Here is a 15,041-nt window from a genome sequence, read left to right on the forward strand (position 1 = left end):
AAAAAATATGGTAAAAAAACCTTTAATTTCTGTTGTTATGATAACCTACAATCATGAAAATTACATTCGTGAAGCTATGGAAGGGGTTTTGATGCAAGAATGTAATTTTGAGATAGAATTGATTGTAGCTAATGATTGTTCAACAGACAATACTAATAATATTATACAAGATATAATACAACAGCATCGCAATGCTTCTTGGATTAAATACACCAATCACACTAAAAATAAAGGAATGATGCCCAATTTTATATGGGCAATGCAACAATGTCAAGGTAAATATATAGCACTTTGCGAAGGAGATGATTATTGGATAGACCCCTTAAAATTGCAAAAGCAAGTAGATTTTTTGGAGGCTAACCCAGATTATACTATTTGTTTTCATAAAGTTAAAATATTGCAAGGCAATACTTTTATGGAGGGAGATGCTACTGAAAAAACATACTCCCGTATAAAAAGTGAAAAAGTATCACAGAGAGACTTAATTCTTCATGGAAATTTTATGCATACCCCTTCTGTTGTTTTTAGAAATGTTATTAAAGAGTTTCCATTTGAATTTTCTAAGAGTGTTGTTGGTGATTATTTTTTGCATATTATGGTTAGTGAAAAAGGATATATTAAACGATTGGAAGACAGAATGTGTGTTTATAGAACAGGAGTGGGTATCTTTTCTTCAAAAACAAAACTTGAAATGTATGAGAGTGCCTTAATTACTTACGGTTGCCTTTTATCCTATTTGAAAGATGAAGGATTAAAAAAAATAGCGTTAAGCAATTTTATTATTATATTAGAAAATCACAATAGTATTTTTAAATCGAATATGATAAACAGCAAAGTAGCTCGGTTAAAAAGTTTCAAAGATCTTTTAAAAATATTTATCTATAAATTGAAATATTTATTTTTAAAATGAATCAAATGATTTTTAAAATTATAGATGTTAGGCAAGACTTTTTAATTTTCATAGAAAGAAAAACTTTTTTTTTCTAAATTGTGCCATATGATAAAAAAGGATATTTGTGTAATTATACCAATATATAAAACAGATTTAAATGATTTAGAAATACAATCTGTTAGGCAATGTGTTGAAATTCTTTCTGATTATTCAATTTATTTTATTGGACCAAAAAACTTAAATGTAGATTTTCACAAAAATAAATTTCCCGAGATTAAGAATTTTATATTTTTTGAGGAAAACTATTTTAAAGGCATTGCAGGATACAATAAATTAATGTTAAGTTTCGATTTTTATAAGGCATTTAAAAAACACAAATTCATGCTTATTTATCAAACAGATTGTTACGTTTTTAAAGATGAATTATTAGTTTGGGCAGAGAAAAATTTTGATTATATTGGAGGAGTTTGGTATGATAATTATCTTGGAAATCCATATTTGGGTGCACAATTATGGCATCCAGGGAATGGTGGTTTATCTTTAAGAAAAATAAAACCAATTGTTGAATTATTGGCATCTAAAAAACGTTTAAAAAATTGGAATCAATTGTTAAATGAGAAGAAAAAATTAAAAGAATTAAGCATATTTAGTTTTTTAAAGAGTTTATTTTTGTTACCTATGAATTTAATAGGATATAAAAATAATTGCAGTTACCATGCGATGACCTATAACTTAAATGAAGATAATTATTTTATGGAGTTAAGTTTAAGATATAATAAATTGAAAACGCCATCAGTTGAAGAAGCCTTAGGGTTTTCTTGGGATAGAGAACCTGAGTTTTTATTAAATATTTTAAAACGTCTTCCATTTGCATGTCATGCTTGGTTTAGAAATGACACGCACTATAAAGGAAATAAGGAATTTTGGTTTAAACATATAAAAAAATAAGATAAACTTTTAGATTAAAAAGCATCAATGACTAAATTATCCATAATAACCATTAACTACAACAATATTGAGGGGTTAAAAAAAACTATAGCCAGTGTTGTTAATCAAACATATAAAGAGTTTGAGTATATTGTTATTGATGGTGGTTCTAAGGACGGAAGTGAAGAAGTTATTTCTAATTATAAGAGTTCTATTGATTATGCGGTTATTGAGCCTGATAGTGGAGTTTATAATGCAATGAACAAAGGGATTTATAAAGCTAACGGATCTTATTTGCTTTTTTTAAATAGTGGAGATGTATTATACAACTCAGATGTTCTAGCTAAAGTAGTAGGTCGGTTGGATAAGGAATATGATTTTTATTATGGTGATATTGTATTAAGTGGTAGCAAAAAGCATAAAAGCTTTCCTTCAAAACTTTCCTTCAGTTTTTTTTATATAAAATCATTGCCACACCAAGCTACATTTATAAAACGAACAGTATTTGATAACGTTTTTTATTATAATGAAGATTTAAAAGTTAATTCTGATTGGGAATTATTTAGTTGTGCCATATGTAAATATAATTGCACGTATGAGTATTTAAATTTTATTATTTCTGTAATGGATACTAATGGAATGTCTCATGACCCTAAAAATCAAGAGCTTATTAAAAAGGAAAGAACTTATTGTTTGGAAAAACATTTTCCGTTGTATTTAGAAGACTATAAAAAATTGTTTAGTGATGTACCCTATTTTGAAATAAATAGGTTTAAAATGCTTAAGGAGTTGGAGAATTCGTTTTTTTCTAAAAAAATTAATTCACTATTTTTAAAGATACAATTAAGACTACTAAGAAATAAAAGTGTAAAAGATTTATAAAAATGAAAAAAGAAGGTACTAAACCAACACTAATTGAATTTAAAAAAATAGGAGATTCTTCTTTAGGTTATATTTCTGTGGCTGAAATACAAGATACGATTCCATTTGAAATTAAGCGGGTTTATTGGACTTATTACACGCCAGATCACGTGCATAGAGGAGCACATGCACATAAAAAATTACAGCAGGTATTGGTAGCCGTTTCAGGTAGTATAGAAATTGTTTTAAAGGATAAATATGGAAAGGAATATGTTTATAAATTAGACAATCCATCTGCAGGCTTATTTGTGCCTGAAGGGTATTGGAGAGATTTAAAATTTTCACACAATGCGGTATTGGTCTGTATTGCTTCAGATATTTTTAAAGAAGACGATTATATTAGAGATTTTAGTAAATTTATAAAATGAAAGTTCAATTTAAAATAGGTGATTTTAGAGAGGTAACTAGAGTGTTTACTGGTGAAAATGTGCAACAATTTGCGGAATTATCCAATGATTTTAATCCGTTGCATTTAGACGAAGATTTTGCTTCAAAAGCTTTTTTTGGAAAAAGAATTGTTCATGGAATGTTGTATGCATCAATGTTTAGCGAGTTAATTGCTACTAAGATACCAGGACCAGGGGCTATTTATTTAGAACAACATTTAAAATTTTTAAAACCTGTTTATTGGAACGACAAAATTACAGCAAGGGTAAGTATTATTAATATTATTGAAAATAAATCATTGTTTAAATTACAAACCATTATTTATAAAAATGATACCATAGAAGATTTGGTTTTAGATGGTGAAGCACTTATAAAATTATAATTATGAACCAAATTGATGCAACTTGTATAATTGGAGAAGGTGTTGAGTTAGGCGTAGGAAATAAAATATTACCTTACACCATAATTTATGGACCTACAAAAATAGGAGATAATAATATTATTGGTCCTCATACCGTAATTGGAACACCTGGCCAAGATACCAGAAACCCGAGATATGATTCATCTCAGGCAAAAATCGAAATTGGAAATAATAATATAATCCGAGAATTTACAGCCATTCAAAAACCTTGCTATTCAGCTATTACTAAAATTGGTAACAATGTTCATTTAATGCAAAGTGTTCATATACCTCACGATGCTATTTTACAGGATGATGTAGTTATCACTCCCATGTGTGTTTTGGCAGGGTTAACAACTATTTTAAAAGGAGCAACTTTGGGTTTAGGAGCAACCATTCATCAATATACTGTTATTGGACACTATGCGCTTATTTCTATGGGGAGCCCAGTAACAAAAAACGTAAAACCATTTTCTATTTATATTCAAAATAAAAAATTGAGGGTTAATCAGTATGCTATTAAAAAATATGGATTTGATACTTTTAAAAAGGAGATTGAAGCGTATGTTTTAAATGATGAGTTTCCAGAGTCACCAGAAATAGTAACCATAATAAATGAATATACAGCACTGCATATTAAATCTAAAAGAGCCCAATATCAATGATAAAATTTTTAGATTTACTTAAAATGAATCTTCGTGACTCGGAGGATTTAGATGCTGCATTTAAAAGGGTGTTAGCATCTGGAAGTTACATTATGGGGAATGAGCTTGAAAAATTTGAATATGAATTTGCCAAGTATTGTGGAACTTCTTATTGCGTTGGTGTTGGAAACGGGTTAGATGCTTTAAGTTTAATTTTTAAGGGATACATAGCGTTAGGAAAATTAAAAGAAGGTGATGAAATACTAGTTCCTTCCAATACCTTTATAGCAAGCGTATTAGCGGTCAGTGCTTGTAATTTAAAGCCTGTTTTAATTGAACCAGAAATAGGTACTTTTAATATAGATAGCAGTAAGATTGAAGCTGGAATTACAGCTAAAACTAAGGCTATCATGGCAGTGCATTTATACGGATATGTTTGCGATATGGAAGCTATTTATGAAATTGCAAAGAGGTATAATTTATTGATTATAGAAGATGCTGCACAAGCCCATGGAGCTATTTATAAAAATAAAAGAGCTGGGAGTTTGGCAGATGCTGCAGGTTTTAGTTTTTATCCAGCAAAAAACTTAGGTGCTATGGGTGATGGAGGTGCAGTTTTAACCGCTGATAAAGAATTAGCAACTTGCATTAAATCATTGAGAAATTATGGTTCTAAAATAAAATATAACCATGAATATAAAGCGTTAAACAGTAGGCTAGATGAAGTTCAGGCCGCATTTTTGAGGATAAAATTAAAAAGACTGGATGAAGACAATACTAAAAGAAGAGGTATAGCTACCTACTATTTAAAGAACATTAATAATAAAGAAGTTCAATTGCCTTACTGGGATTTTTCAGAGAATCATGTATTTCATTTATTTGTAGTGCGATGTAAACATAGAGATCTTTTAAAATCTTATTTGGAGCGTAATGGAATAGAAACAGCGATTCATTATCCTAAACCAATTCATAAACAAGAAGCTTATTCAGAATGGAAAAATAATTCTTTTCCAATTGCAGAACAATTGAGTGAAGAAGTGTTAAGCCTTCCTATGAGCCCCGTTTTGTCGATTGAAGAAATGACCTATATATGCAAAATAATTAATGAATATGAAAGTTGATGAACCTTTGGTATCTATTGTTGCAGTATGTTATAATCACGAAAAATATTTAAAAGAAACTTTAGATAGTATTTTACATCAAACATATTCTAATATTCAATTAATAATTATTGATGATTGTTCGCAAGACAATTCCGTAGCTAAAATTGAAAAGTGGATTCAAGATAATAAGGTGGATTGTCAGTTTATTAGTAGGCCCAAGAATCTAGGATTATGCAAAAATTTAAATGAAGGGCTTGTAATAAGTACTGGGAAATATTACCAAAGTATTGCTTGTGACGATGTTATGGAGCCACATAAAATTGAAAAACAAGTAACATTTTTTGAACAGCAAAAGGAAGATGTAATGCTAATTTGTTCAAATTTTTCTACCATTGATAAAAATGGAACGGTTGTTTCAGAGGCTTATTTTAACGATAATTTTATTTTTCCAGAAGAAGTATTTTCGGCTATTTTATCCAAGTATATGGGTTATCAAATTATAATTCATTCCCCTACTGTTTTATTAAGAAGAAAAGTTTTTGATGTTGTTGGTACGTATGACGAAAGTTTACAACAAGAAGATTTTTATATGTGTCTATTAATAAGTTCAAGGTTTTCTGTAAAATTTATGAATGAAGTTTTAGCCAAATATAGGGTGCTAGATACCTCATTGTCTAAACAGTTTAAATTTGGGGGGACTTTTTTTTATGAAAGAGCAAAAGTAATTGCAAAATTTTATGATAGAGAAGGAGAACAGCTAGATGCTGTAATAAAATTTCAATTAAAGCAAGTTAAACGAATTCTAAATGAAGGCTTACTTTCAAATGAAGAAAACACTATAATGAATGGTTTAGAAATTTATACATTAATGAAACCTTTTTATAATAAAACAAATAGCATAGATAAAAATTTATTTAAGATATATATATCATTTCCTAAGGTTTTTAAACATTGGGCAAGGAAAACTAATTTTAAATTCGTTAAAAATAAATATCAATTGTTTTATAAGTTGGGAATTGCCCCAATTTTTAAACAATTATTTAATTTTAAAATAACATAATTGAAAAAAGAGCAAGTTTATACAATAATAGTAACCTACAATGGGATGCAATGGCTTGATAAATGTATCAAATCAATTGAAAATCAATCGCAAGTTATTATTGTTGATAATTGTTCTACAGATGGCACTGTAGCATTTATTGAAAAGAATTTTCCTGAAGTTATTTTATTAAAACAAGCAAAAAATTTAGGATTTGGAAAAGCAAATAATATTGGATTAACGTATGCCTTGAATAATGGAGCTGAGTTTGTTTTTTTAATAAATCAAGATGTTTATGTAGAAAAAAATATTGTTGAACAACTAGTTCTAGTTGCAAATGAAAACGTAGACTATGGAATTATAAGTCCGTTGCATTTAAAAGGAAAAGGAGAGGAATTAGATACCTATTTTTCGTTTTGTGCGAGTAAAAATGAACAATATCAAAAGGATGCTGTTACTAAACAATTCTCTCAAATTTATAGTGTTCCAATGGTAAATGGAGCAGCTTGGTTTATGCCAATTAAAGTAGTTAAAGAAATTGGTGGGTTTGACCCAATATTTTATCATTATGGTGAAGACCATAATTTTTGTCAGCGTATGTTTTATCATGGGTTTAAAATTGGAATAGCACCTAATATAAAAATTAGGCATGATAGAGAGGCAAGGATAAAAAAACCTATTCAATTATTTTCTAACTCTTATTTTGATAAATACGAAAAGCAATTAAAAGTGAATCATGCAAATATTAATGTTAATTTATCAAAAGTTACTTGTTCTCAGCAAAAAAGAAAGTACCTTAAATTGATAATAAAAAGTATGTTGTTTCTTAATTTTAAGTATTTAAAAGGGTATTACAAGCAATTTAAAAGTATAACTCCAATATTTAAATCAATTTATAAGAGTAGACAAATTACAATGAAAAAAGGAATTCATTACATTAAATGATAAACAAATTAGAATGAGCATACCAAAAAAAATTCATTACTGTTGGTTTGGAAAACAACCTTACCCCGAATTAATAGAAAAATGTATTTCGTCATGGGAAGAACATTTAAGAGGCTATGAATTTGTTAGATGGGATGAAAGCAATTCGCCAATGGAATTGCCATTTGTAAAAGACGCTTATAAAAAAGAATTGTGGGCGTTTGTTTCAGATTATGTTCGCTTAAAAGCATTGTATGATTATGGAGGCATCTATTTGGATACAGACATGTTTGCTGTTAAAAGTATTGATGAATTGCTAACTCATGAATGTTTTTTTGGATCAGAATCCGAAACCACCATTAGTTGTGGAATTATTGGAGTCTCGAAAGGACATCCATTAATTGGTGATATTTTAAAACAATATAATGAACTGCTGATTCCCGCTCATTATAAGTTGGAAAATATAGCAATACCAGTAATTACTACAAAAGTGTTTCGTGAACAGTATTATTACACTGGCAACTTTTTAAATAAAGTCTCTTTTCCAGATATTGTAATTTATCCTAAAGTCTATTTTTATCCTTACCCAAATAGTATTCATGAAGGTCCTAATTTTTATAAATATATTGTTCCAGAAACATATATGGTGCATCTCTGGGCGAAGTCTTGGAAAGAAGTTACTGAATTTACGTTGATTAAAAGAAAGCAGTATTTTTCTGCGTTTAAGAAGATGGCTAGAATGATTTTAAAGCATAGGGTAGTGGATATTTCATATTATAAAAAGATTGTTAGAACATACATCAAAACGAGAAAAAATTAATAAAAATTAAATTATAAAGATTGAATCAAAACGCATTAATTTCAATAATTATACCTAATTATAACAGAGAACACTTAATTGCTGAAACTCTGGATTCTGTAATGGCACAAACGTATACTAATTGGGAATGTATTATAGTGGATGACCATTCAACAGATAATAGTTGGAAAATTGTTGCAAAATTTTGTGAAAAAGATGGACGTTTTATTCAAGTAAAAAGACCAGATACTATTTCAAAAGGTGCTTGTAGTTGTAGAAATTATGGGTTTCAATTGAGTAAAGGAGCATATATTAACTGGTTTGATTCTGATGATATTATGGTGGCAAATAAACTTGAAAAACAAATTTTAGGAGCTGAGAAGAATAATAGTGATTTGGTAGTTTGTCAAACACAGTTTTTTGAACATAATGTATTAAACTTAAAACACTATTGGAACAAAACGTTTACACCTAAATACGACCCTTTAACCGATTTTATAACCTTTAGGTTGGCATGGAGTACCAATGCGCCTTTATGGAAAAAATCTTTTTTAGAATCTAAATATTTGTTCAATACATCCTTAACTAGTTCTCAGGATTTGGAATTTCATGTTCGATTGCTTACCTATCTTCCAAAATTTGTAGTTATTAATAAAATATTAGTTTTTAATAGAGTTCATGCAAAAAGGATAGGAGTATTAACAAATAATAATAGACAAGAAACCAGATTAAACTCAAGGGTACTAGTTTTTAATAGTTTAAAAGAGAAAGATTTATTAAATAAAGAAATAAAAAATTATTTTATTTCATTTTTTATCAATCAATTAAAGTATATAAATAATGAAGAAATTTCTTTTTATAAAAGCTTAATTCTGAAAATTAAATTTTGCACTGGTAACTATAAATGGTATTTAAATTTCTACCCTCGGATAATGCTATATTTATTTATTTTTAAGATATTTGAGAAACGGCATTTAACCTTTAAATATCTAATAAAACAAGTGATTAATGAGGGCCGAATATAGAAAATATTGTTAATAATTAAACTAAAGTTTGGGTAGTAGTAAGAAAATTTTAATTGTGTATGGTTCATTAAATTCAGTTCCTTCTCCTGAAGGTGCTGCGCCTGCAAAAGTGATTTACGAAACGGTAATTTCAAGTGATGAAAATACGTATAAAGTACTATCAAATTATAACGATGCATTGAAAAAGGACACAAATTTTGATAACAACCTATTTTTCCATTGTAAACCAAATTTGATTGACAAGTTTTTACTTGTTTTATTGAAGATTAAGTATTCGTATGAGGAACGAAGGGAAAAATTTATTACAGGAAATAACGAACAACTATTATATTATATTTCGGTATGCAGGTGGCTGTTTTTTAAAGATTACAACAAGATAATAGTACATGTGGGGGTTGGTTTGGTGCAAATGATTAAAATGGTATTTCCCAAAAAGAAAATTATATATTATCATCATGGAACATCATTACATTCAAAATTAACTGAGTTACAGTGGCAGTCATTGATAAAGAATGTTACGGCTATTTTTGGAGTTAATAAAATTGCGTTTAACAAGACAAACACAACTTTTAACACAAAATTAGATGCTTCAAAGTATTTTAAAATTAATAATGCAATTATTAAAAATGAAAAAATAAGTAATGGGATTGCAAACATTGAAAATAAACTAAATTCTAGCGAATTTAAATTTGCTTTTACTGGAAGAATATGTATTGAAAAAGGGGTTCTAAATTTATTAAAATCATTTTTAACGGTATCTCAGGTTAATAAAAATAGTTGTTTATATATTATGGGTGGGGCTGGAACAAAAGGAATACATGACAAAATATCACCTTACTTTCAGGAATGTTTAGATTTTGTAAAAATGCATAACCTAAATGTTATTTTTACGGGTTTTTTAAATAAAGAGTTGTTGATGAGTTATTTAAGTAAAATGGATGTTGTAGTATGCCCCACTGATAAAAGAGTTTACGAAGAAGGAATGCCATTAACCATTATTGAGGCACTTTCATTTGGAAAACCAATAATTGCAACCGATTCGGGCGGTATTTCAGAGATTGTTGTTGATAATACAAATGGAGTTTTAATTAAAACCTATCCGTATATTGATGAATTGGGTTTAGAAATGATTAGACTAAGTACTGATAAAAATTTATATGAAAAATTAGTTAAAGGAGCGTATAAAAGTTTTTTAGAAAAGCATACTTACATTGCATACCATAAAAATTTTAAAACAGCTTTGATAAAAAGCAGTTTTATGAATTGATTACACATGAAACAAAAAAAAATAGTTTTAGCATCTGGTTCACGTCATACAATTCCAGCTATTAGTTCAAGTCCTGGAAATGCTAGAACTATAACTGCTTTTGCAGAAAATGAAGGGGAAAATTATAAGTACTATGTATTAAGTAAATATGATGTTTCTTTAGAATCACTTAAGTTTGATAGAACTAAATATTTGCACCCACTTCCAAGTGCTAAAAATTCCATTTATGAGTACTTTCTTAATAAATTACCTTACAGAATAAAAAAAAGAATCTTTGGTTTTACACAGGCTGACAGAATTATCTATTATTACGGGATAAAAAAAATAATAGGTAAAGTTAAACCCGATATTATTGTAACATTCATGCATTTTGAATTGTATAAGATTCTTCAAAAAGCCTTTCCAGATATCAAACATATTTTTTTCTATTTAAGTACAGATATAGGTGGAAGGCTTGGACAAAAAAAAATAAAATATATTATTGAAAATTCAGACGGATTCATGGCAAACACTCAATTGGCAATTAAAGAGTTTAAAGAATTTGATAGCGCAGATAGTTTGCCAACAGCATCTGTATATAATGCAGTAATGCTCCCAAAAGATTCATACAATAATTTAGAAGAAAAAATAAAAAGTGACTATAAAGTAAAATTTAATATAGAAAGTAAAGCACTAATTATAGGGTATGCAGGGAGATTTAGTAATGAAAAGTCTTTACTAGAAATATTGGAAGCAATGCTATTATTAAAAAATGATGGAGAAACTGTACATTTATATATCGCTGGTGATATTAATAATGAAAGAACACCAGATTTTGAATATTTTAATAAAGTAATGTCTTTTATTGATAAACACCTTAAAGAACAAGTTCATTTTTTTGGTTGGGTAACTTATGAAAATTTATTTAATTTTTATGCTTCCATTGATATTGGAATCTTGCTTTCAAAATATAGAGAAGGAAATTCAATGTTTTTAATAGAATGTTTGTCAGTTGGAAAGCCAGTTATTGCTACAAATATTGGTGGTAATATTGAAACCCTTGAAAACAATGAAATCGGTTTTTTAATTGATAATACCGACGTAGTTAAAAGTTTATACGAAAAAATCAAGTATTTAAATTTAAATAGAAGCGTGTTAAATAAGTTATCTAAGAATGCAATTTTATATGCTAAAGAGCATCATTCCAATGAGGTAATGACTACTGATTTTAATCGTTTTATAGAACGATTTATATAGTTTATGAACATTATAATATACAATGGAAATTTAGAACCACCTCATTTTGTTAATTTGTTGGCAAATAAATTAGGTGAAAAAGAACATAGTGTATTCTTAGCAGGAACAGCAAATTATTTTTTTAGAAAAAAGAAGAAAAAGCTGGTTCTTATTTCAACAGATTCCAATAATTTTTATTTAATGATGATTCATTTAATTTTTAATGGATGGCGACTTTTTTTTAGCAAACCACAACTTTTTTTTAAGTTTATTAAGTTGTTGTTTAAATCTGAAAAAAGTGTAAGGATTAGAATAAAACAATTTCTAATCTGGTCTAAATTAATTTTTATTAAAGCAGACATTGTTCATATACAATGGGCATCACACATTATTTTATTTGAGGAAATATTAGAAGAACATTTGTTTAAAACAGTTATTAGTTTGCGTGGAAGATTGTTGAATGTGAGCCCCTATATTGATGCTGATTTAAAAGAACTCTATATTCGAAATTTTCCAAAAGTTGATGCAATTCATGCTGTTTCTAAAGACATACTAAGTAATTTATCTAAGTTAGGTATTGACGCAAAAAAAAGTAGAATAATCTATTCTGGAGTTGATTTAAAAAATATTCCACTTAAAGAAATATATGATAATAGTGGTATTCTTGAAGTGCTATCAATAGGCAGGTTCAATTGGATTAAAGGGTACAATTATGCATTATATGCTGTCAAAGAATTACTATTGAAAAACATAAATGTCCATTATACTATTATTGCAAATGGAGAAAACGAGGAAATTATTTACTTGATTGAAGAATTGGAATTGCAGAAAAATGTAACAATAGTTTCTGAATTATCTCATATTGAAGTTTTAAATAAGATGATAAGCTCAGATTTATTATTGTTACCAAGTGTTTCTGAAGGTTTGGCAAATGTTGTTTTAGAAGCAATGGCAGTTGGTTTGCCTGTGTTAAGTAGTAATTGTGGGGGAATGAAAGAAGTTATTACACCCCATGAAAATGGGTGGCTATTTGAAAATAGAAATCCGGAAAACATGGCATTTGTGATTGAGGAAATATTAAAAATGGACAATAAGTCAATTGAAAAAATGGCAATAAATGGTAAAGAGTACATTAATAAAAATCATAATTTAGAGCAAATGTGTGATCAAATGATTGAACTATATCATGAATTATAAAAAATCAAATCAAATAATTGGACTTGTTTTAAATGCTACTCCTGGATATTCAGAAACTTTTTTTATTTCAAAAATAAAGGGACTACAACAAACAGGGCATAAAGTTATTTTATTTGTGAATAAAAGAGAAAAGCATTTTAATTTGTGTGAGGTTAGAAAATCATTTGATATTCATAAAGGAAATCCTACTTTATTTTTAATAAATTTCATTTATGCTTTTTTCAGACTTAGTTGCCATCCAAAGAATAGTCTTAGGTTTATTAAATTGGAAAAAAAGGATAATGTTAGCTTTTTTGAAATTATAAAAAAAATGTATTTAAATACCCACCTTTTAACTCAGAATTTAGATTGGATTCACTTTGGTTTTGCAACATTAGCACTCGGGAAAGAACATGTTGCAAAAAGTATCAATGCAAAAATGGGGGTTAGTTTTAGAGGATATGATATTAATGTATATCCATTAAAGCATAAAGATTGCTATAAATTACTATGGAAAAATGTAGACAAGGTGCATAGTATTTCTCAGTTTCTAATTGATAAAGCCTATACATTAGGAATGGATAAGGATATTGTCATTGAAATAATTACACCAGCTGTTAATATAAATGACTTGCCTAAATTAGAAGTGAATTCATCAAGTAAAATTAATATTGTTTCTATTTCGAGATTGAATTGGATAAAAGGATTGGATATTGGTATTCATGCCATGAAATTATTAAAAGATAAAAATATAGATTTTGAATACCACATTATTGGAGATGGAAATCAAATTGAAATTGAACGTTATAAATTTCAGTCCCTTCAGTTAGAATTGGGAAACCAACTAATATTTCATGGTAAATTATCTCATTCTCAAAGTTTGGAAGTATTAAAAACAGCAACTATTTATATTCAGCCAAGTTTAAATGAAGGTTTTTGTAATGCCGTTTTAGAAGCGCAAGCCATGGGATTATTATGTGTTGTTAGTGATGGAGGTGCCTTACCAGAAAACGTGATAAATGAAGAGACAGGGTGGATATTTCCTCGAGGAAATTATAAAAAATTAGCTGAACTAATTTTAAAAGTAAATACATTACCAAAAGAAGTAAAAGAGGGGTTTTCTTTAAGAGCGAAAAAACGTATTATGGACAAATTTACAATAGAACAACAAATTGAACAATTTGTGAAATTTTATAATTAAAATTGAAATGAGTTGTTTTATAGGGTTTTAATTTATCTTCTATTTTTTAGATGGCTTATTTTAAAGTATTTAAAACAACTTGTGTAAGAATATTAAAAAGTAATTTATTTTGTTAAATAAAAAGCATAACATTTAAAATTAAAAAAAATTACCACAGATAATGAATATTAATTATATCATATTGGCGCACCAAAACCCAACACAAGTTGGTAGATTAGTTAATGCTCTTAATGTTAAAAATACTTTCTTTTATATACATATTGATAAAAAATCTCAAATAGAACCATTTTTAAAAGAGGTTAATCATTTTGAAAATGTGTATTTTTTTAATGAGGATAGAGTAAATGTTATTTGGGGAGATATAAGTCAAGTTGAAGCAACTTTATTATCAATAAGTAAGATAATCTCAGATGGTAGAGATGGATATACTGTTTTAATGAGTGGACAAGATTATCCAATTAAATCAAATAAATATATTTTTGAATTTTTTTTAAAAAACTATGGAAAGAATTTTATTAGATCTAAACCAATAGAGGAAGTGTGGAAAGAAAAATCTGTTTTTTATAGAGTGCATAAATACACTTTTCATTTAATAGATACGATGCGGACTAGAACTTCTATTGTTGATATATATAATAAAGAATTTTTTTCCATTCCAAATCTTAAATCCTTGGCTAAAGTGCTAATCTCAAAAGAAAGAAGGCATGCATTTAATATTTTTTTTATTAGAAAATTTCCAGAATCGATGAAAGCGTATGGCGGTAACCAGTGGTGGGCTTTTCCAATTGAAACCATAAAATATATAGATGGCTTTGTAGAAAAAAATAAATTTTATTTAGAATATCATAAATTTACTCATATTCCAGATGAAATATTTTTCCAAAGTATTATTTCTAATTATTTCGATGAAAATGCTATAAAAGATACCATAACTTTTGTGGATTGGTCAGCCAAAAACAGACCGTTACCAGTAACCTTCAATAGTTCTGATTTGGAAGATTTAAAAGCAAAAAAGGACCATTTGTTTGCAAGAAAATTCAATGGTGATACCCAAATTCTGGATGAGATAGATTCGTATTTATTAGATCAATTGGATTTAAAATAAAAATCTTGACTTACTA

The 15,041-nt window shown here is 27.9% G+C and carries 16 protein-coding genes; all 16 read left to right on the forward strand.

Annotated elements, in window-relative coordinates; all coding sequences use genetic code 11:
• Window positions 1-7: 7 nt before the first annotated feature.
• The gene (locus tag Q8S45_RS04385; protein ID WP_305601580.1) at window positions 8-910 is read left to right on the forward strand and encodes a glycosyltransferase family 2 protein; all 903 of its coding nucleotides are present in this window, start codon (window positions 8-10) and stop codon (window positions 908-910) included.
• Between the two features lie 87 nt (window positions 911-997).
• Window positions 998-1,840: a DUF5672 family protein gene (locus Q8S45_RS04390; protein ID WP_305601582.1), complete on the forward strand. Its 843-nt coding sequence runs from the start codon at window positions 998-1,000 to the stop codon at window positions 1,838-1,840.
• Window positions 1,841-1,867: 27 nt separating this feature from the next.
• A complete protein-coding gene (locus tag Q8S45_RS04395; protein ID WP_305601584.1) occupies window positions 1,868-2,701 on the forward strand; it encodes a glycosyltransferase family 2 protein in 834 nt (277 codons plus the stop codon).
• Window positions 2,702-2,703: 2 nt separating this feature from the next.
• Window positions 2,704-3,108 (forward strand): FdtA/QdtA family cupin domain-containing protein, encoded by a 405-nt coding sequence (locus tag Q8S45_RS04400; RefSeq protein WP_305601586.1) that lies wholly within the window; start codon window positions 2,704-2,706, stop codon window positions 3,106-3,108.
• A complete protein-coding gene (locus Q8S45_RS04405; protein WP_305601588.1) occupies window positions 3,105-3,509 on the forward strand; it encodes a MaoC family dehydratase in 405 nt (134 codons plus the stop codon). Before Q8S45_RS04400 ends, Q8S45_RS04405 begins: the two co-directional genes overlap by 4 nt.
• Window positions 3,510-3,511: 2 nt before the next feature.
• Window positions 3,512-4,192 carry a hypothetical protein gene (locus Q8S45_RS04410; protein ID WP_305601590.1) on the forward strand — a complete coding sequence of 227 codons (681 nt, stop codon included), beginning with the start codon at window positions 3,512-3,514 and terminating at the stop codon, window positions 4,190-4,192.
• Between the two features lie 23 nt (window positions 4,193-4,215).
• Entirely contained in the window at window positions 4,216-5,292 is a 1,077-nt protein-coding gene (locus tag Q8S45_RS04415; RefSeq protein WP_371132980.1) for a DegT/DnrJ/EryC1/StrS family aminotransferase, read from the forward strand.
• Window positions 5,276-6,334 (forward strand): glycosyltransferase, encoded by a 1,059-nt coding sequence (locus Q8S45_RS04420; protein WP_305601594.1) that lies wholly within the window; start codon window positions 5,276-5,278, stop codon window positions 6,332-6,334. Before Q8S45_RS04415 ends, Q8S45_RS04420 begins: the two co-directional genes overlap by 17 nt.
• A complete protein-coding gene (locus Q8S45_RS04425) occupies window positions 6,335-7,258 on the forward strand; it encodes a glycosyltransferase family 2 protein (protein WP_305601596.1) in 924 nt (307 codons plus the stop codon).
• A gap of 13 nt (window positions 7,259-7,271) precedes the next feature.
• Complete coding sequence (locus Q8S45_RS04430) at window positions 7,272-8,057, forward strand: glycosyltransferase family 32 protein (protein ID WP_305601598.1); 786 nt, start codon at window positions 7,272-7,274, stop codon at window positions 8,055-8,057.
• A gap of 20 nt (window positions 8,058-8,077) precedes the next feature.
• Window positions 8,078-9,061, forward strand: coding sequence for a glycosyltransferase family 2 protein (locus tag Q8S45_RS04435; RefSeq protein WP_305601600.1), 984 nt, complete (start codon window positions 8,078-8,080; stop codon window positions 9,059-9,061).
• Between the two features lie 28 nt (window positions 9,062-9,089).
• Window positions 9,090-10,328 carry a glycosyltransferase family 4 protein gene (locus Q8S45_RS04440; protein ID WP_305601602.1) on the forward strand — a complete coding sequence of 413 codons (1,239 nt, stop codon included), beginning with the start codon at window positions 9,090-9,092 and terminating at the stop codon, window positions 10,326-10,328.
• A 6-nt stretch (window positions 10,329-10,334) separates the two neighbouring features.
• On the forward strand, window positions 10,335-11,564 hold the full coding sequence (locus Q8S45_RS04445; protein ID WP_305601604.1) for a glycosyltransferase family 4 protein: 1,230 nt from the start codon (window positions 10,335-10,337) through the stop codon (window positions 11,562-11,564).
• Between the two features lie 3 nt (window positions 11,565-11,567).
• Entirely contained in the window at window positions 11,568-12,740 is a 1,173-nt protein-coding gene (locus Q8S45_RS04450; RefSeq protein WP_305601606.1) for a glycosyltransferase family 4 protein, read from the forward strand.
• On the forward strand, window positions 12,730-13,920 hold the full coding sequence (locus tag Q8S45_RS04455) for a glycosyltransferase family 4 protein (protein ID WP_305601608.1): 1,191 nt from the start codon (window positions 12,730-12,732) through the stop codon (window positions 13,918-13,920). The genes Q8S45_RS04450 and Q8S45_RS04455 overlap by 11 nt, the downstream gene beginning before the upstream one ends.
• A 160-nt stretch (window positions 13,921-14,080) precedes the next feature.
• Window positions 14,081-15,025, forward strand: a complete 945-nt coding sequence (locus Q8S45_RS04460) for a beta-1,6-N-acetylglucosaminyltransferase (protein WP_305601610.1) — start codon at window positions 14,081-14,083, stop codon at window positions 15,023-15,025.
• Window positions 15,026-15,041 lie beyond the last annotated feature (16 nt).

Source organism: Lutibacter sp. (genome assembly GCF_030692605.1).
Classification (GTDB): Bacteria; Bacteroidota; Bacteroidia; order Flavobacteriales; family Flavobacteriaceae; genus Lutibacter.